Source organism: Halobacillus sp. ACCC02827, assembly GCF_030291935.1.
Taxonomy (GTDB): Bacteria; Bacillota; Bacilli; order Bacillales; family Halobacillaceae; genus Halobacillus.
In genome coordinates this window covers 998693-1016518 of the sequence record NZ_CP128168.1, presented here as the reverse complement: position 1 = coordinate 1016518, position 17826 = coordinate 998693, and the positions used below count along the sequence as shown (strand labels likewise).

The window sequence follows — 17826 nt, the reverse complement described above, 5'->3', positions numbered from 1 at the left end:
ATTACCTTCCTATATCTGTATTCATATAGTCTACTATAACACTCAGAGGAAGATGTTGCATATGGGAAACCCTTCTCTTTTCCATTAAAAAAAGCCACTGCATGTCCCAGTGGCTTTATCATTTATTCCCATGTGAAGGGTTGATATTGTTTACTCAAGCGCTCGAATTCTTCGCGGTCATGGTTATCAATGGCCCGGTTTATCTGCTCGTCCAGGCGTTCTTTATTGAATTGATAACTTAAGTGATCTAAAAGCAGACGTGAGGCAAGTTGAATACCATAGGACAATTCTCTCTTTGCCGTAATCTCTTTCCCTTTGTATTCGGGGTCCCGACGGATAACGTAAATGATCTTTTGCTTTCTCATTTTGAATACCCCCTTCATGCTTTTTTTCATTATGCAGGATTTATCAAGCAAACGCAACAAGTTTTCTGAATATTTAGTTATATGATTCCCATTTTAAAAATTTATAAACCTGCAAAAACGCATTAATAGAGGGCTGATTCCAAGATTCCCACCTTACCTCTAAAACAAAAAATGGTAATTAAGAACCAATTGGAATTCGTATCCGATTCTATACACGTCTGAAATAAAAATAGACGCGCTTTTTGAAGCAGTCATGTATCCAGGAGAAGGAGCCGGGCCGGCAGGTGGAATCGTTCCAACGTCGATGAAGGAGATTGTATTCTGCATTGCTGAGGGTTTTCCGACATAAAAAAAGCAGCTTCTTAAGAAGCTGCTTTCTCCCTTACCTGTTAATTTTACCGGCGACATCGAGTGTGCGTCGGACCTGATGACGAACGGCCGGTTCAATATCTTCTTTCATATTGCCATCCGCATCGACGCTGACGCTTGTACCGTAGGGATTTCCACCGGAAGCAAATATTGCATCATCCGTATATCCGGGCGCAGCAATGAGTGCCCCCCAGTGAAACATAGTCGTGTAGAGATTCAGGAGTGTCGATTCCTGTCCTCCATGAGGGTTTTGCGCAGAGGTCATGGCGCTGACCACTTTGTCGACGAGCTTCCCTTGGAACCAAAGTCCACCCGCCATATCCATATACTGCTTAAACTGTGCCGGTACGTTACCGAAACGGGTGGGAACACTGAACAAAATGGCATCAGCCCAGTCCATGTCATCCACCTTCGCTTCTTCCACTTCATCCTTCGTCTGTAAGTAATGTTCTTTCCAGGCAGGGTTCTGCTCAATGGCCTCCATCGGTGCAAGCTCCGGGACGCGAAGAAGCTTCACCTCTGCTCCTGTTTTCTTCGCTTCCTCTTCCGCCCACTTCGCCATCTTATAGTTCGTTCCTGTCGAACTGTAATAAATGATTGCCAGTTTGACTTGAGACATACAGATCACTCCTTTTTTTAAGTTAAAGGTAAAATCGTTACTCTCCTACTATCTGTCATATTCTTCGTACAATACACTGCCTTCTATACCCGATTGCCTCTAAATGGAAACAAATAGATTTAATTATCAGATATATTTATTATCAAAAAGATTCCACATACTAAACACCATTGAGTTTTTGAACAAAGGCAACTATCCTTACCTCAGCCAAGCAAGATGCCTGTGGAAAGCATTTTTTCTCTAGACTCAACGAAAATGTATCTGGTAAGCTATATCTTGCTTTTATCCGAATACATCGGGGGTTGAAGAATGAATGATTACGATAATTTGAAGAAAGGTGAGCGTGGAGCTTGGGTAAGTATCATTGCCTACGTCATCCTCTCCATCGCCAAACTGACGATTGCTTCCATCGGTGATTCCGAAGCGCTTCGAGCCGACGGATTGAATAATACAACCGATGTAATCGCCTCTATCGCTGTACTGGTGGGGCTGAAAATTTCCAGGAAGCCGCCTGATGCTGATCATCACTACGGCCACTTCCGCGCAGAGACAATCGCTTCCCTGATTGCAGCGTTTATCATGATGACCGTCGGTCTGGAAGTAATTATCGGTACCGTTCAGGACATCCTGGAACAGAAATCAACGCAGCCGCAGATGCTGACCGCCTGGACCGCTCTTGTCGCCGCTGTCATTATGTATGGCGTTTACCGCTATAATTTAAACCTTGCTAAGTCGGTCAACAGCAGTGCCGTCTATGCCGCAGCACAGGATAACCGCTCCGACGCCCTTGTCAGTATCGGCGCAGCTATCGGGATATTCGGCGCCCAGTTCGGAGTCTTTTGGCTGGACCCTCTGGCAGGTCTTATCGTAGGCCTCATCATATGCAAAACCGCTTGGGATATTTTCAAGGACTCCACCCATACCCTTACCGACGGATACGATGAAGGGGACTTGGAGCACATACGTGAAGCCATTGCTTCTCATCCGGAAGTGTGGGCGGTAAAGGATGTGAAAGCGCGTCTTCAAGGAAACAAAACACTGGTCGATGCGATCATTCACGTCGATCCCAACATCACCATTCAACAGGGGCATGATATTACAGATGAAATCGAAGACCACCTGGAGAAAGAGAACAACATTACTTATGCCCACATTCACATCGAGCCCTACGAAAAAGAAGAGGATTAACAAAAGCCCCTGCTGGAATTCCAGCAGGGGCTTTTCTTCAGTTTAATTTTCCTAAAAGATCTAAAAGGTTACGCCATCCATACGCAGTCTCCTCGTATGTTCCTTGTCCGATGGTCACCTTTTCCGCTTCCACCGGGTCGGCGCCATATTTAATATAAAAACGGCTGGACGGGTTATTGGTCAGCACCCATACGAGCAGCGATTGATATCCGGCTTCCAGCATTCCTTCCGTAAATGCTTTCAGCAGCTGCTTTCCGTATCCTTTTCCGTGGTATTCTTCCAATAAATAAATCGCATATATTTCTCCATCATACCCGTAGTTTTTCGTCCGCTCTTTCCCCCCGGAAACAAATCCTACGGGCTCGTGATCATCGTTCTCAATGACATAGGCAATTTGACCGTTCACCGGCTTTTTCAGGACGGTTTCCCATAACGCGATTCGATGTTCGACCGTCGTATTGCTTAAGTCCTTCTCTGCTATTAGATCCTCATACGTGGATTTCCAGCTTTTCACATGTATTTCTGCTATAGTGGCTGCATCTTCAAAACGGGCCGTTCTTACTTCAGGCATGGTACTCGTCCCTTCACTTAAGATGCTTCTATTGTATCAGAATGCCTTGTAAATAGCAGTCTTCTTCCCGTTGCGGCCGTCAATAAAAAAGGATGATACCTGAGGGCATCATCCTTTCTCCCTTATCTACACTGGAAGCTTGCTATTAACCGGGTGTCGAAACCGGTATAAACCCATTGCTGCCGGCGGCGCTGCCATCTGTATCCCGCGACCGACGTCCTCCCGATGAACGTCGGATAAAACCAGAAAGAGCTGCCATTCTCTAAGCGAATCCACGTATTCCGGTACATGCAGCCAAACAGAGACTGCGGATCCACAGCAAGGGGGGCAGGAGACTGGAACTGATTTTGCTGCGGTTCCGGCGGAGGAGGGGGCGGAGGGGGCGGCAGCTGTCCTGCACCACTTCCACCTCCAAACGGCGGTCCTGGAGGCCCGGGTGGGAGCCCTGGAGGTCCAGGGGGGCCTGAAGGGCCGGGCGGTCGTCCCGGCGGCCCGAAAGGAAACCATTGTTGTCGGTACATAACGATCAAATCCCTTCCGCGAATTATCCTTATACGATATGCACCCCAACCAGAGGTGTGCCTACAACGTCAGGAGGAACACCACGATGACCGCACCAAGAACCACTCCTATGACGGGTACTTTCAGCCAGGCTAACAAAACGGCCGCAAGACCCGCAATGATACCGACCTGCGGGGCATCCGGCTTTACACGCAGAATACCAGGAAAGATTAACGCTCCTAACGCGGCATAAGGAACGGCATTTAACCACCGATCCACCCAAGGAGGAAAGCTGACGAACCCGGCAATCCAGACCGGAGCAATGCGAGGGATGGCTGTAACAACGGCCATTCCGATAATCATCCAAACGATCACTTACCTTCTCCCCCTTCTTCATCCGGCATCCATATCCCGAGGAAACCGCCGAGTACCGTACCGAGAACAATCGACCATCCTTCACTCATCTCAAAGGATTGACAAATAAAATTAATGAGCATAGCCGCTCCTGCTATGGATGCGACTCGAACACTCCCTTTTAAAGATGGAATTAATAGTCCGATAAACATCGCATATAACGCAATTCCCATGCTGTCACTCAGACGTTCCGGCATGACATCCCCGAGCACTCCTCCGAAGAAAGAACCCGCAACCCAGGAAACATAAGCAGTCAAAATAAGAGACGCATAGAAATACGCTCCATGCCGCTCGTCGGCAGGATCCTTATATAAGGAAGACATAGCAAACGTTTCATCCGTAAGTCCAAGCGCCATCGGAAGCTTGGCTTTAACGGCAATCCCTTTTAAACGATTGACAAAAGAAAAGCTCATGATAAAATGACGAAAATTAAGAACGAATGTAGCAAGGATGATTTCGATGATTCCGGTTCCCGAAGCCACCATACCTACAGCCAGGAATTGCGCAGCTCCGGCGAACACCAATACGCTCATTAAGGTCAATTCCACCATAGTCATCCCCGACCTCCCTGCCAGTACGCCATAGGTCAAGGCTACAGGGAGATAACCGAGCATGATCGGCATACCTGCAACAATCCCGTTCCTTACCATATGTAAACGTGTCGCAGGAACAGGCATTCCAATTAGTGATGCTCCCATCTAGCAACCCCTCCTGATCGACTAAGAACTTCACAATATTTACAATATACAGAATATCAAGATCAAAGAAAATAGACTAGCATAAAAAACCATTGACATGGAGCCTTGTTTTTCATATTATGTATTTACTTACTTCATTGCACAAAAGCGTTCAAGCGAAAAAGAATATATACGTATCAGGAACTCCGAAGTAGAAGTGGAAAGAGCAGCAGTCAGAGACCGGATGAAATGGTGGAAATCCGGGCCCTTCCAACTTTGAATTACAGGGTTCGCTGCAGATGATACACCAAATGAGCGGGTAAGTTATCTTACCAACAAGGGTGGTACCGCGGAGTAAAGCTTCGTCCCTGATCCAGGACGAGGCTTTTTTGTATGCAGAAAAGAACAGGAGGAATAGGATATGTTACATTTACAGCCCAAATCACTGCCCGGCATCATAGAATCCATTATTATGCTTTTGATCACAGTGGGAGTCATCAGTTATTTCATTATAGGTCTGCAGGCAACTCCCCATGTACCGATTCTGATCGGCATCTTCATCATGATCGGTTACGGTCTCTTAAAGAAGATGTCGTTTAAGCAATTGCAGCACGGTATGGTCGAAGGTGCTCAGACGGGAATGGGAGCCGTTCTGTTATTCTTCGTCATCGGAATACTTATTTCCAGCTGGATGGCGAGCGGTACCATTCCCGTACTTATGAATACAGGCTTCCTGCTGGCCGGAGGTCCTTGGTTCCTGGCCATCATCTTTGCGGTCACAGCCATCGTAGGCGTCGCCCTGGGGAGTTCTTTTACAACCGCAGCAACTGTCGGTGTCGCCTTTATGGGTGTAGCACAGTCCGCAGATGTTTCCTTACCCATGACAGCGGGAGCAATCGTCTCCGGTGCTTTCTTCGGAGATAAAATGTCACCATTGTCAGATACAACCAACCTAGCCTCTACCGTCGTAAAGGTCGACTTATTCGATCATATCAAAAATATGGCCTGGACGACTATTCCGGCTTCCATTCTGACTTTCGTGCTTTTCATATTTCTGTCTCCTGATGCATCGACGAATACAGAAGCACTGGATGAATTTCGTATCGGTCTTGTGGACACCGGATTAATGCATTGGACGTCTTGGATTCCTCTTCTTGTCTTAGTTATCATGACGATGACCAAAAGACCGGCGTTCTTATCTCTCGCCATCAGCAGTATGACTGCCACTGTCATCGCAGGTTTACGGGGAATCCTTGACTGGCAGGCATTATGGAGTACTTGGTTTGGAGGTTTTCAGGGAACGACTGGAAACGAAGTCATCGACCAGTTGCTAACCCGTGGCGGGATGAACGGAATGCTCTTCACCGTTTCTCTCGTCATTCTGGCACTCGCATTAGGAGGATTATTCTTTGTTACAGGAGTGATACCAGCCGTTCTCTCCAGCGTTCAGAGCACTTTGAAGTCCGCACGGGCAGCGACCGTTTCGACAGCACTCACAGCCATCGGGATCAATGTTGCTATCGGAGAGCAATACCTTTCCATTCTCCTGACAGGAGAAGCATACCAAAGCGTGTATGAGAAAGCAGGTCTTGCGAAGAAGAACCTCTCCCGGACACTGGAAGATGCCGGTACAGTAATCAATCCGCTCGTTCCGTGGAGCGTGTGCGGTGTCTTCCTTGCCGACGTTCTCGGGGTTTCGGTGCTGGATTACCTACCTTTCGCCTTCTTCTGTATCCTCTGTCCGATACTCACGATCCTTTTCGGATTGACGGGAAGGACTCTGACACCGAAAGCAGAAGAAACATATCGAAAAGTGAATTGAACAAAGGTAAAAAGAGCGCACTCTGCGCTCTTTTTTTCAGCTTTCAGAAGAAATATTGACAGGAAAAGCCATACCTTTAACGCAGATCGGAAGCCTTATTACCATTTCCTGTTTCCGCATCCCCTCTTCTTGAATAAAGCAGGAGCGAACCACTCAAAATAAAGAAAGGAAAAGAAAGAGGTGAAGCGATTGGAAACGTTCGAGCATGGAGAACATTCGAATGACGATTGGCATATGGGGCATGCAGAGGCAGAGGAAGTTCTTCCGGACCTTGCATTTTATAGAACACTGATTGCAAATGTGGTATTTATAGGAAACAAGGACACCAAGGACTGGGTATTGATCGATTGCGGCATAGCTCATTACAGCAAACGGATTATTGAAGCGGCAGAAAAAAGGTTTGGACAGGACAATCCCCCGCGGGCGATTCTCCTCACTCACGGTCACTTCGACCATGTCGGATCTGCGAAGAAGCTCGCACACCATTGGGAAGTACCCATATATATTCACCCGTTGGAGATGGATTATGTAACAGGCAAACGGGATTATCCGGTTGGAGATGCTACAGTTGGAGGCGGGCTCTTCTCGCTGTTGTCCCCGTTCTTCCCAACAGATCCGGTCGATCTGAGCAAATACGTTCACCCGCTTCCGGAAGATGGAACACTTCCTTTTTTAGAGGATTGGCGTATCGTTCACACCCCGGGACATACACCGGGACACGTCTCCTTGTTCAGAAAGCAGGACAGGACGCTGATCGCAGGCGACGCCTTTATCACGGTTCAACAGGAGTCAAGTATGGCTGTGTTCATTCAACATCAACACGTCCATGGGCCACCTGCCTATTTCACTCATAACTGGGACGATGCGGAAAAATCCGTCAAGGCATTGGCTGCACTGAACCCTGGAGTAGCGATTACCGGTCATGGGCTTCCAATGGAAGGAGAGCTCCTGACGACCCAATTGGAGGAGCTCGCAAAAAACTTCAAAGAGCTCGCGGTGCCGAAGCATAAGCGAAACATCCATTAGCCCGGCGAAGAGACGGAAATTCATCCGTCTCTTTTTTCATTTAGTAAAGTATCAAGCTGTCTAAGTCCAGCCAGCAGACGTGGACCAGGACGACAGAACAACGATTCCTCCAAGACGTGAATCCTCTCGTATTTTAACGCCTTAAGCCCGTTCCATCCTGGTCTTTTCTTTAGTAGATCGGGATTCATCTTATCCTCCGCAACGCCGACCCAGACCATGCAGATATGATCGGGATCTCTCCTCTTCACTTCTTCCCAATCGGTCTTATAATTAGCGATATCCTTGTCAGCAAAAATATTGACAGCACCAGCCAGCTCGCTTATTTCCGTCAACCAGTTCTTTCCTCCAGGACTGAACACCGGTTTGGGCCACCACTCCCAGTAAAGAGAAGGACGAACCCCACTCTCCCTGTTTTTCTGTCGATAGGAATCAATTTCTGCGAGAAATGCCGATGCTTTTGCTTCTCCTTCCCGCTTTACTCCAAGAGCTGTGCCTACTTTCCTGATTTCCTCGCCGATCTCATAAAGACTGTCCGCCTTCAATATAATGTAGGGCAAGCCCCGGTCTTCCAATGCTTCGATATTTTTCTCCATTCCCGGAACGGATAACGACGCAAGGACGAGGTCAGGCTTCAAAGAAGCCACTTTATCCATATCTATGGACAAATCCGGGCCAAGTTTTGGAAGCTTCTTTACTTCCACCGGGTAATCAGAATAATTGTCGACACCAACCAACAGATGTGTCTGATTCAAATACGCGACAATCTCAGTATTGCTAGGAGAAATCGACACAATTCTCATGTTCCCACCTCTTTTTTCAGAATCATCTGATGTTTCAATTTCCTTCATTATAGCTTATATTTAATTTATGGAAAATGAAAGAAAGGGCTGATTTCATGACGACAGCATTACTCGATACGTCCAAAGGAGTCGTTGAATATACATATAAAGGAGTCGGCCCCGTTGTGCTGCTTCTGAAAGGCGGGCACTGCACCAGGGAAACCGACCTTTCCCACGGCAGCCTTGTCTATGAAGGCTATTCCCTGCTTACGATTTCCCGTCCAGGATACGATGGAACGGATATATCCACAGGACGCACGCCTGACGCTTTCGCCGATACGATCATTGAAGTTCTCAATCATTTACGTTTGGAGAAGGTCCATGTCATTGCTGTATCAGCCGCAGGTCCTACCGGCATCGCCCTGGCACTGCATCACCCTGATCGTGTGTCCAAGCTGATCATGGAAGCGGCAATGACCATGCCTTGGGAAGAAAAAGTAAGACGGCGGGCACAAGTGTTATTCGGCCCGGCTGAGAAAGTATTTTGGAAAAGTTTGAAGACGATGCTTACCCTATTTCCGGACCTCGTCATCAAACAGATGCTGGCAGAGTTAACAACGAAAGATGCCGATCATATCGTCCGGGAGTTGTCTACAAACGACCGTCGCTTCATTTATGACATGATTGCCACTTCCCGTTCCGGCAAAGGATTTCGGACAGATTTGAGACATCAGGTCCCGGTGATGGATCGTCTGGAAGTACCGGTACTTGGGATGTATTCCCACTATGACCGCTCCGTCCCCTATGCCCATGCCGTTCTATTGAAGTCAAACGTCCGTGATTGTGAAATATTTGAAGTCGACTCGGACAGTCATTTGATTTGGATCGGCAGTGATGCTCAAGAAGTGTGGAATAAACGATTGGAATTCTTAAATAAACCATAATCCATTGGGAGGAGATCATCATGACTGCTGTCAAGTGTGAACAAATGTTGGATCGTTTCTTAACGTTTTATGATTTGGCATCCAAAACACCTCCGCATGAACGCTTAAGCCTTTGGAAGGAACATTACGCTTTTCCCCACACACCTCCGGGATACCAGAATGACCAGCTCGCTAAAGAAATGCTTGAATATGGGTGGGGACAGTACCCTCTCGCCTACGAACGTATCAAGTATTTTGAAATGGACCCGGTGGACTTGAACGATCGTTTCGATTATATAAAACAAACAATGCGGTACACAGAACCGATATCTTTGACCGTGCTGTTCTTCGTAGGCACCTTTGAAACGGACCCTTTCATCGTTAAAGAAGAAGATACTTATACCCTCTGCTTCCCGGTTGAGCTGGAAGCGAGTGAATCCCGGTTGATTCAGGAACTGGCCCGAGTCGTACACTGCAGCCGTTCGGGTCTTGCCCCGAGCTTCACCAGGACGCTTGGACAGCTCCTATTCCAGGAAGGGGTCGCTCTCCATACGACTCAGGCTCTTCTCGAGGACGACAGCAGATTTGACCCCTGCTTCACGTGGGATCAGGAGGGATGTACCCGTGAACCTAACCGGGTGATGATCAACATTCTTCCACACCTCCATCGGACGGATTATGAAGCACTCTATTCCTTTACAAAAGGTACAGGCGCATCCGGTTACGAAAAAGAGGCCAATTACACCGGATGGCTCGTTGTTTCCCACCTTCTCGAACAGGGATATTCTCTGCCGGAATTAGTCAGGATTCCTAAGGGGGATGTGGATGCGATTGTAGAGAAAAGCCTCTTCGCTCTGCTGAATAAAGCGTACACAAAACAGCCCCAGGAATAACATCCAAATTAATGGCAACTTTCTTCGAGATAGGGCTTTCATTCAATTGGGCCATCTGTTATACTGATGTTAATTATTCGTTGTTCAATCAGATTCATGCAAGAGAAGATGTTTTGAAAGATGTCGTCTTGATGGAATTGAAGAGAGCAAGAATAGTAATACAATGTGGATGTTCCACGCAGGAGGTAATTGTACATGGTTGAAGGTACAGTAAAATGGTTTAACGCAGAAAAAGGTTTCGGATTTATTGAAGTAGAAGGTCAAGACGACGTCTTCGTACACTTCTCTGCAATTCAAGAAGAAGGTTTCAAAACTCTTGAAGAAGGTCAAGTTGTAACTTTCGAAATCGAAGAAGGTCAGCGTGGACCACAAGCAGCTAACGTTCAAAAATAAGGACGTATAAACTCCCCTTTCCGGGGAGTTTTTTTATACGAAAAAGCCCGGCATCCATTGCCGGGCTTTTTCTTTATTCTTCGCTTTGCTCTGTTAAGATGATTGGACCATCTTTCGTAATCGCAATGGTATGCTCGTACTGAGCAGACAAGGATCCGTCTACGGTGCGTGCTGTCCAGTTGTTTTCATCCATCTGGCTTGCCCATCCACCGATATTGATCATCGGTTCAATCGTAATGACCATACCATCTTTCAAACGTGCCCCTTTACCGGCAGCCCCGAAGTGAGGGATATATGGGTCTTCGTGAATGGATTCACCAATGCCGTGTCCAGTAAAGTCACGGACGACAGAATACCCTTCTCCTTCCGCGTAACTTTGAATGGCATGACCGATATCTCCAATGCGGTTACCCGGCACTGCCTGCTCAATCCCTTTATAAAGGGACGTTTTCGTTACATCCATCAGCTTACGGGCATCCTCACTGATTTCTCCAACCGCGTGCGTCCAGGCGGAGTCAGCAAGGTAGCCGTTCAAGTTGACGACCATATCAATCGTTACGATATCGCCGGCATTTAATTTCTCGGTGCGAGGGAATCCATGGCAGATTTCATCATTAATGGAAGCACATGTTGTGAATTCATACCCTTGGTACCCTTTCTGTTCCCCTGTCGCTCCGTGTTCCGCCAAATATTTCTCTACGAATTGTTCAATTTCCATCGTCGTTACGCCCGGCTTGATGAAGCTGCGTAGACGTTCATGTACACTTGCCAGCAGTTTACCAGCTTCGTGCATCTTCTCAATTTCTCTCCGACTCTTACGTTTAATCATTTAGGTTCAACCCTTTCTATCTTCTTACGTATGTGTTCACCATATAGTATGATAACGAAAAAATGAAAGAACGACCACCCATAGCCCTTATTCCACTTCTTTAATGATGGACGCAGGGTTTCCTCCAATGAAAACATCGGAAGGGACGTCTTTCGTTACGACAGCGCCGGCACCAATTATGACATTATCACCGATTGTAACCCCGGGACAGATGACGGCATTACCACCAATCCATACATCATCTCCAATGGTGACCGGCTTCCCCGATTCCAGCCCGCTTGCTCTTGTTTTTCTGTCCATCGGGTGGGTAGCGGTATAAATCTGCACCTGCGGGCCAAGCAGTACCCTTTTTCCAATTGTAATCGCGCATACATCCAGAAAGATACATCCAAAATTTGCAAAGAAACCATCCCCGACGTGGATGTTGGAGCCGTAATCACAATGGAACGGCGGCTCCAGGCTCATTTCTCCTTCAATGGATCCGAAAAGGTCGTGCAGCAATTGATTCCTATAATGGGATTCAGACTCTTTCGTATGGTTCAACGCGTAGGTGAGCTGTCTCGCCCGCGACCGCTCCACAACGAGTTGATCATCCCACGATTCGTATAATTCTCCAGCTAACATCTTTTCTTTTTCCGTCATTCTCGCACCTCCGTCATAGGTTTCCATTTCTTTCTTTACTTTACCATAGTTTTCCGCTAGTCTAGGAACCACTACTAAGGGGGAATTCGATGCAAGTTAGAGAACTGAACGGGAAAGATGCAGCGGACTATTATGAACTCCGACTCGAAGCACTGCTGACAAATCCGGACGCTTTCCTCACCACATACGCCCAGGAGAAACAGCGACCGGACCCTATTCCAACAACGGCAGATAGACTGGACAACGATCTTTCCAGGACATTCGGACTTTTCTCAGACGGAAAACTGTCCGGAGTTGTCACCCTTGTCAAAGAAACGCATCCAAAGTACTTACATAAAGCAAATATCGTAGCCATGTATGTCACACCTTCCATCCGCGGATCGGGCGGTGGGGAAATGCTGATGAACGAAGTGATGCAATTCGCCAAAGCCATCCGCATCGAACTGCTTCACCTTTCCGTCGTCACAGAAAACAAAGCAGCAAAAAGACTTTACGCCAAGGTTGGATTCAAGACATACGGTACGGAGAAACATGCGGTCAAACTGGAGAAACGGTACCTTGATGAAGAGCATATGGAGTGCTTCCTTACATAATGAAACGTTTCCCGGCCCTCGACCGTACATGTAGTGAGAACTTGTTGATAAAAGGAGTAGATAAATATGATAGAAATCAACCGGATATCCAAGAGCTTCGCCGGCAAACAGGCGGTCCGGGAACTGGACCTCTCCATTCCTGACGGGAAGATCTTCGGATTTTTAGGACCAAACGGCGCCGGCAAATCGACGACTATTAAAATGATGACAGGTATTCTTCCGATCGATGATGGGAGCATTACCCTGAACGGGGTTGATATATCAAAAGATCCAATGAAAGCGAAGCGCCTCTTCGGATATGTTCCGGACCGCTCTGATATATTTCTCCGCCTGAAAGGAATCGAATACTTAAACTTCATTGCCGATATTTTCGAGGTTCCAGAGGATTTACGACGCCGGAGAATCGATGAACTTACAAAAAGCTTTGGTATTTATGATGCACTGAATGACCATATTCAAACCTACTCTCATGGGATGAAGCAGAAAATAGTCGTCACCGGCGTGCTGCTGCACGACCCGGATGTGTGGATTCTGGATGAACCTTTGACAGGACTCGATCCAAAGTCCGCTTATACATTGAAAGAGCTGATGCGTGACCATGCCGCCAGAGGGAAGATCGTCTTCTTCTCGACACACGTCTTAGAAGTGGTGGAGCAGCTTTGTGATGAGGTAGCTATTATACATAACGGCCATGTCCAGTTCCAAGGCAATATGACGGAAATGCGGCAGCAGTTCAAAGAAGATGACAACCTGGAAAGGCTGTTCCTGGAGTTGACGGAAAATGAATAAAGCGTGGATCCTGACGAAAGCCATGTTGAAAATGCAGCTCTCCATGCAGGGGAAGAGCAATAGTGAAAAGCTGGGCTACGGTTTTCTCGTTATTGCACTCATCCCCTTCGGATTAATGATCCTTTATTTTCTCAACGGTATCATAGGCAATATGTACACCGCCTTTGAGCCGCTCGGTATGGAAAATCTTATTCTCGGACTTTTATTTGTGTTGATGACGATTTTGTTCTTTTTCTTAAGCATTGGGACGGTTCTGAGTTCATTTTATTTTGCGGAAGACGTTGAATCCTTTATTCCTCTTCCTTTACAGCCATATCAAATCCTGTTTGGGAAATCGGCTGTCCCTTTTCTTTCTTTATACTTATTAAATACAGCTTTGCTGCTGCCTTCGTTAATCTTTTACGGGTTGAACAGCGGAGCCGGCGTGCTTTATTACTTTTTTTCCATCATCATGTGGGTGATTACACCGATCATTCCGTTCGTCGTGACGTCGATACTGGTCATGTTCATCATGCGTTTCGCTAATATTTCTAAGAACAAAGACCGCACGAAAATCATCGTCGGAATGCTTGGTTTTGTATTTGCTATCGGTATCAATGTCCTTATCCGTATGGATGGTGGGACAAACAGCGACATAGCTGCTCTGCTCCTTGAGCAGAACGGCCTTCTGGAAATGGTAACGAAATTCGTTCCGACTGCTTATTTCAGCAGTATCGCCCTTACAGAACCTGCCAGTGTGGGAGGGATCCTTTACCTGCTGCTGATGATTGCCTTGGCGATCGCCGCTGTTATTCTATTCGCTTCCATAGGTCAGAAACTTTACTTCCGCGGGGTGCTTGGACTATCCGGCGGAAGACGCAGCACTTTCCAATCCGAAGATTTTGATAAAAGCCTGCAAAGACGTCCACTTCTTCTTCGTTTATGGCAGAAAGAGATGCGGGTCATCTTTCGGACACCGACGTTCTTTACACAGATTTTCGTGCAGAGCCTGTTCTTTCCTGTGTTTTTGATCGTCATCCTTCTAATGGATATGAATGGTCCGATGGCCGGCTTCGGCCAACAGTTAGCTGATATTCCCGGTAAAAAAGCCATACTGGGGACATTTGGTGTAGCTGTCATTGCTCTTGGAGTTAATCCAGCTTCCTTTTCTTCTATCTCCCGGGACGGGAAGAGCTGGTTTAATCATTTATACTTACCCATCCAGCCAAAGCTTGTCATCTTCAGTAAGCTGTGGACTTCCTTTACGATGAACCTGCTCACGTTGGTCATTATCAGTGCCGGGGCGCTGATCGTACTCAAAGTTCCACTGCTTATCTGGGGGATCTGGTTCCTTCTTTCCCTGGCTATGAGCTGGCTTGCCGGCATCGGGGGAATGCTGATCGACCTGTACAGTCCGAAATTGAATTGGACAGATGAACGGGAAGTATTCAAGGGACGGTTCATTACGATTGTACCTCTCGCTGTCGAAGCAGTCCTATTCGGATTGTTCATCTTCTTCCTGTGGCACAGCAGCCTGGAAGGACTTTGGATGACTACCGGAATCGTATTTGCTTTCCTATTACTCTTAATCACCCTCGGCCATCTCCTATTAAATAAAATGGTCAGAGAGAAGTATCATAAAATCAGCTGATCAAAAGGCATGGGGACTCCCCATGCCTTTTATTACTGAAACAGCCTTTCTCTTCATTTGACGATCATGACAGGGCAGTCGGCACGCTTCGCTACTTTATGGCTCACACTTCCCAGCACCATTTCCTGCACAGTATTCAATCCCCGGCTCCCGATAACAAGGAGGTCGAAGGCTTCCGTGTTAGCGTAGGTTACGATAGTCGGACCAGGGTCCCCATGACAGATGACCGTTTGAAAAGGGACCTCTTTTTCCTTATAAATAGCTTCCACAGGTTGAAGCCTTTCCTTTCTCCTTTGATCGATTGTCTCCTTGTCACCAGCATTTAACACATCCGACTTCGCTTTCTCTTTATCCACTACGTAAAGAACGGTCACCTCCGCATCTTCCTGCATTGCTGCAAGCTCCCCCGCTTTTTCTGCAGCCCGGAACGAGTGCTTGGATCCGTCAGCAGCAACTAATATCTTCGCGAACATGGTTCCTCCCCCCTTCTTATCCTTATTCTACCATGATTGTTTCCACCTATATTCACTCCACTAACCGAATTGCGAAAAACAGAGAATAAAAGAGTAAAGATAAGAATATAAGCGCATGAACAGGATTTTCACGCTTACACCGCATTATGTTTCATCTGGAATAAGTGTTATAATCTCATCGTTCTTGCCGGAATGAAGGACTGTCATGGACAGTTCAAATAACAAGGAAAGAGGTGCACGATTGAACACTCTTACAATTAAACAACAATGGTTTGGAAACGTAAAAAACGATGTGCTCTCAGGCTTGGTCGTCGCTATGGCGCTCATCCCTGAGGCAATCGCATTCTCTATCATAGCTGGAGTCGACCCCATGGTAGGTTTGTACGCTTCCTTCTGTATCGCTGTCGTCATCGCATTCATCGGCGGACGTCCCGGGATGATATCCGCTGCTACAGGTGCGATGGCTGTTTTGATGGTTACTCTGGTCAAAGATTACGGACTCGAGTATCTGCTTGCCGCCACAATTCTGACAGGTATCCTGCAGTTTCTGCTTGGTGTTCTGAAAATCGGCCGGTTCATGCGCTTTATTCCGCGCTCCGTCATGGTCGGATTTGTGAATGCACTGGCCATCCTTATTTTCTCCTCTCAGCTCGTTCACTTTGAAGGAGCAGGGTTGGCGATGTATGCGATGGTTGCAGGTTCACTGGCTATCATCTATATTCTGCCCAGGTTCACAAAAGCTGTGCCGTCCCCGCTCGTTGCCATCATCGTGATGACAATCATCGCCATTACAACAGGGACAGGACTTAAAACGGTAGGAGACATGGGGGAATTGTCCAGTACCCTCCCCGTTTTCCTACTGCCTGACATTCCGTTGACGTTTGAGACATTACAGATCATCTTTCCGATTTCCCTGGCTTTAGCCTTCGTCGGGTTGCTAGAGTCCCTGCTTACTGCTCAAATCGTTGACGATATGACAGACACGGAAAGCGATAAGAACAAAGAAGCTCGCGGCCAAGGGGTCGCTAACGTTGTCTCCGGCCTTTTCGGTGGTATGGCCGGTTGTGCGATGATTGGCCAATCTGTCATCAACGTCTCTTCCGGCGGACGTGGACGATTGTCTACTTTAGTTGCCGGCATCTTCATGATGCTGCTGATCATCGTATTTAACGATCTGCTTGTACAAATACCGATGGCTGTGCTCGTAGGTGTTATGATCATGGTTTCGGTCGGAACCTTCGACTGGTCTTCCTTAACTAAATTTCATAAGGCACCGATTACCGATACAGCCGTGATGGTCATTACAGTCGGTACTGTCGTCATGACGCACGATTTATCACGCGGTGTCCTTGCGGGTGTACTTTTGAGCGCGATTTTCTTCGCTGCTAAAATATCTAAAGTACATGTCGAACGTTCCTTGGATGAGGGGGCACAGAAAATCGTGTACCGTGTCAGCGGACAGGTGTTCTTTGCTTCTACCGAGAACTTAATTAAGCAATTCAACTACACCGTCGATGCGGATCACGTAGAAATAGACTTTACAAACGCCCACCTGTGGGATGATTCCGCAGTCGGAGCCGTTGACAAGCTTGTCATCAAATTCAGAGAACATGAAAAAGACGTTTCCGTTGTTGGACTTAACAAGGACAGTTCCAAACTCGTAGAACGCCTTGCTGTGTACGACAAACCCGGCGCATCGGCGTCTAATCATTAATCATAAGTAAACAAAGAAGCGCAGGAAGCCTAATTCGCAGGCTCTGCGCTTCTTTTTCCTTGTTCCCACTCTTCCTTTAACATACTGTAAACACAAGAATCCATCCATTTCCCCTTAATAAAAAGATCCTTCCTCAAGAGGCCTTCTCTAACCATCTTCGCTTTTTCCAGAACTCGGATGGATGCCTTATTTTCCGGACAGGAAACCGCTGCAATTCGATGCAAACCGCATAGACCGAAACTATAATCCAAGATAAGGTGTACGGCCTCCGTGGCGTACCCTTTTCCCCAATAATCAGGATTAATGATGAACCCTATTTCCCCGACACCATCCCAGTCCCTTATATTCAATTCCATATTACCGAGAATCGCACCATCCTGCCTGCTCACAATAACGAAAACGAAGCGACTGCGATGCCTTTGCTGCCGGTCATACATTACCTGGCGGACGAAAAACTGGCAGTCCTCCGGAGTATTAGGCCCCCACGGCTGATAGCGAACCGCTTCTTCATTGGAAGCAAACGGGTAGAAGGCCGGCCAGTCCCCCTCTTCCACTTCTCTGAAATATATTCGTTTACTCTCTATTACCGATCGCACATATATCCCTTCCTATCACT

20 protein-coding genes are annotated in these 17826 nt (G+C 47.2%); 10 read left to right on the top strand and 10 right to left on the bottom strand.

Translation table 11 applies throughout. From position 1 onward, the window contains the following. Window positions 1–122 precede the first annotated feature (122 nt). Window positions 123–365, bottom strand: a complete 243-nt coding sequence (locus tag QRD89_RS05260; protein ID WP_008634724.1) for an IDEAL domain-containing protein — start codon at window positions 363–365, stop codon at window positions 123–125. Between the two features lie 382 nt (window positions 366–747). Further along, window positions 748–1353 (bottom strand): NAD(P)H:quinone oxidoreductase, encoded by a 606-nt coding sequence (wrbA, locus tag QRD89_RS05255; protein WP_286096448.1) that lies wholly within the window; start codon window positions 1351–1353, stop codon window positions 748–750. A 309-nt stretch (window positions 1354–1662) separates the two neighbouring features. Between wrbA and QRD89_RS05250 the strand changes: the two genes are divergently transcribed. Further along, on the top strand, window positions 1663–2541 hold the full coding sequence (locus QRD89_RS05250) for a cation diffusion facilitator family transporter (RefSeq protein ID WP_008634720.1): 879 nt from the start codon (window positions 1663–1665) through the stop codon (window positions 2539–2541). A 37-nt stretch (window positions 2542–2578) separates the two neighbouring features. On the opposite strand, the gene QRD89_RS05245 is transcribed toward QRD89_RS05250, so the two are convergent. The 3 genes from QRD89_RS05245 to QRD89_RS05230 all read right to left on the bottom strand — a co-directional run bounded on the left by QRD89_RS05245 (window position 2579) and on the right by QRD89_RS05230 (window position 4725). Beyond that, window positions 2579–3112 carry a GNAT family N-acetyltransferase gene (locus tag QRD89_RS05245; RefSeq protein WP_008634718.1) on the bottom strand — a complete coding sequence of 178 codons (534 nt, stop codon included), beginning with the start codon at window positions 3110–3112 and terminating at the stop codon, window positions 2579–2581. Between the two features lie 582 nt (window positions 3113–3694). Next, complete coding sequence (locus tag QRD89_RS05235; protein ID WP_008634714.1) at window positions 3695–3988, bottom strand: AzlD domain-containing protein; 294 nt, start codon at window positions 3986–3988, stop codon at window positions 3695–3697. Further along, complete coding sequence (locus QRD89_RS05230; RefSeq protein WP_286096447.1) at window positions 3985–4725, bottom strand: AzlC family ABC transporter permease; 741 nt, start codon at window positions 4723–4725, stop codon at window positions 3985–3987. The genes QRD89_RS05235 and QRD89_RS05230 overlap by 4 nt, the downstream gene beginning before the upstream one ends. A gap of 400 nt (window positions 4726–5125) precedes the next feature. Between QRD89_RS05230 and nhaC the strand changes: the two genes are divergently transcribed. Then, window positions 5126–6526: a Na+/H+ antiporter NhaC gene (nhaC, locus tag QRD89_RS05225; protein WP_008634710.1), complete on the top strand. Its 1401-nt coding sequence runs from the start codon at window positions 5126–5128 to the stop codon at window positions 6524–6526. A 234-nt stretch (window positions 6527–6760) separates the two neighbouring features. Then, window positions 6761–7552, top strand: coding sequence for an MBL fold metallo-hydrolase (locus tag QRD89_RS05220; protein WP_193743870.1), 792 nt, complete (start codon window positions 6761–6763; stop codon window positions 7550–7552). A gap of 20 nt (window positions 7553–7572) precedes the next feature. Here QRD89_RS05220 and QRD89_RS05215 read toward each other — a convergent pair whose 3' ends face one another. Beyond that, a complete protein-coding gene (locus tag QRD89_RS05215; protein WP_062512830.1) occupies window positions 7573–8352 on the bottom strand; it encodes a cobalamin-binding protein in 780 nt (259 codons plus the stop codon). Window positions 8353–8447: 95 nt separating this feature from the next. Here QRD89_RS05215 and QRD89_RS05210 point away from each other — a divergent pair, with 95 nt between their 5' ends. The 3 genes from QRD89_RS05210 to QRD89_RS05200 all read left to right on the top strand — a co-directional run bounded on the left by QRD89_RS05210 (window position 8448) and on the right by QRD89_RS05200 (window position 10540). Further along, window positions 8448–9275, top strand: coding sequence for an alpha/beta fold hydrolase (locus QRD89_RS05210; protein WP_008634704.1), 828 nt, complete (start codon window positions 8448–8450; stop codon window positions 9273–9275). Window positions 9276–9295: 20 nt separating this feature from the next. Next, on the top strand, window positions 9296–10147 hold the full coding sequence (locus tag QRD89_RS05205) for a hypothetical protein (RefSeq protein ID WP_008634703.1): 852 nt from the start codon (window positions 9296–9298) through the stop codon (window positions 10145–10147). A gap of 195 nt (window positions 10148–10342) precedes the next feature. Continuing rightward, window positions 10343–10540 carry a cold-shock protein gene (locus tag QRD89_RS05200; protein ID WP_008634702.1) on the top strand — a complete coding sequence of 66 codons (198 nt, stop codon included), beginning with the start codon at window positions 10343–10345 and terminating at the stop codon, window positions 10538–10540. Between the two features lie 73 nt (window positions 10541–10613). Here the strand turns inward: QRD89_RS05200 and map are convergent, their stop codons facing one another. Together map and QRD89_RS05190 are read right to left on the bottom strand one after the other, a co-directional pair. Beyond that, window positions 10614–11369 carry a type I methionyl aminopeptidase gene (gene map, locus QRD89_RS05195; protein WP_008634701.1) on the bottom strand — a complete coding sequence of 252 codons (756 nt, stop codon included), beginning with the start codon at window positions 11367–11369 and terminating at the stop codon, window positions 10614–10616. An 87-nt stretch (window positions 11370–11456) separates the two neighbouring features. Continuing rightward, window positions 11457–12011: a sugar O-acetyltransferase gene (locus QRD89_RS05190; protein WP_026578320.1), complete on the bottom strand. Its 555-nt coding sequence runs from the start codon at window positions 12009–12011 to the stop codon at window positions 11457–11459. Between the two features lie 89 nt (window positions 12012–12100). On the opposite strand from QRD89_RS05190, the gene QRD89_RS05185 reads away from it, so the two are divergent. The 3 genes from QRD89_RS05185 to QRD89_RS05175 all read left to right on the top strand — a co-directional run bounded on the left by QRD89_RS05185 (window position 12101) and on the right by QRD89_RS05175 (window position 15023). Next, window positions 12101–12604: a GNAT family N-acetyltransferase gene (locus QRD89_RS05185; RefSeq protein WP_008634692.1), complete on the top strand. Its 504-nt coding sequence runs from the start codon at window positions 12101–12103 to the stop codon at window positions 12602–12604. 66 nt (window positions 12605–12670) lie between these two features. Then, window positions 12671–13393: an ABC transporter ATP-binding protein gene (locus QRD89_RS05180; protein WP_008634682.1), complete on the top strand. Its 723-nt coding sequence runs from the start codon at window positions 12671–12673 to the stop codon at window positions 13391–13393. Beyond that, entirely contained in the window at window positions 13386–15023 is a 1638-nt protein-coding gene (locus QRD89_RS05175) for a putative ABC transporter permease subunit (RefSeq protein ID WP_286096446.1), read from the top strand. Before QRD89_RS05180 ends, QRD89_RS05175 begins: the two co-directional genes overlap by 8 nt. A 53-nt stretch (window positions 15024–15076) precedes the next feature. Here QRD89_RS05175 and QRD89_RS05170 read toward each other — a convergent pair whose 3' ends face one another. Beyond that, window positions 15077–15496: a universal stress protein gene (locus tag QRD89_RS05170; RefSeq protein WP_026578319.1), complete on the bottom strand. Its 420-nt coding sequence runs from the start codon at window positions 15494–15496 to the stop codon at window positions 15077–15079. 241 nt (window positions 15497–15737) lie between these two features. Between QRD89_RS05170 and QRD89_RS05165 the strand changes: the two genes are divergently transcribed. Beyond that, window positions 15738–17210: a SulP family inorganic anion transporter gene (locus QRD89_RS05165; protein ID WP_286096445.1), complete on the top strand. Its 1473-nt coding sequence runs from the start codon at window positions 15738–15740 to the stop codon at window positions 17208–17210. 29 nt (window positions 17211–17239) lie between these two features. Here the strand turns inward: QRD89_RS05165 and QRD89_RS05160 are convergent, their stop codons facing one another. Then, window positions 17240–17806 carry a GNAT family N-acetyltransferase gene (locus QRD89_RS05160; RefSeq protein ID WP_008634676.1) on the bottom strand — a complete coding sequence of 189 codons (567 nt, stop codon included), beginning with the start codon at window positions 17804–17806 and terminating at the stop codon, window positions 17240–17242. Window positions 17807–17826: the final 20 nt, after the last annotated feature.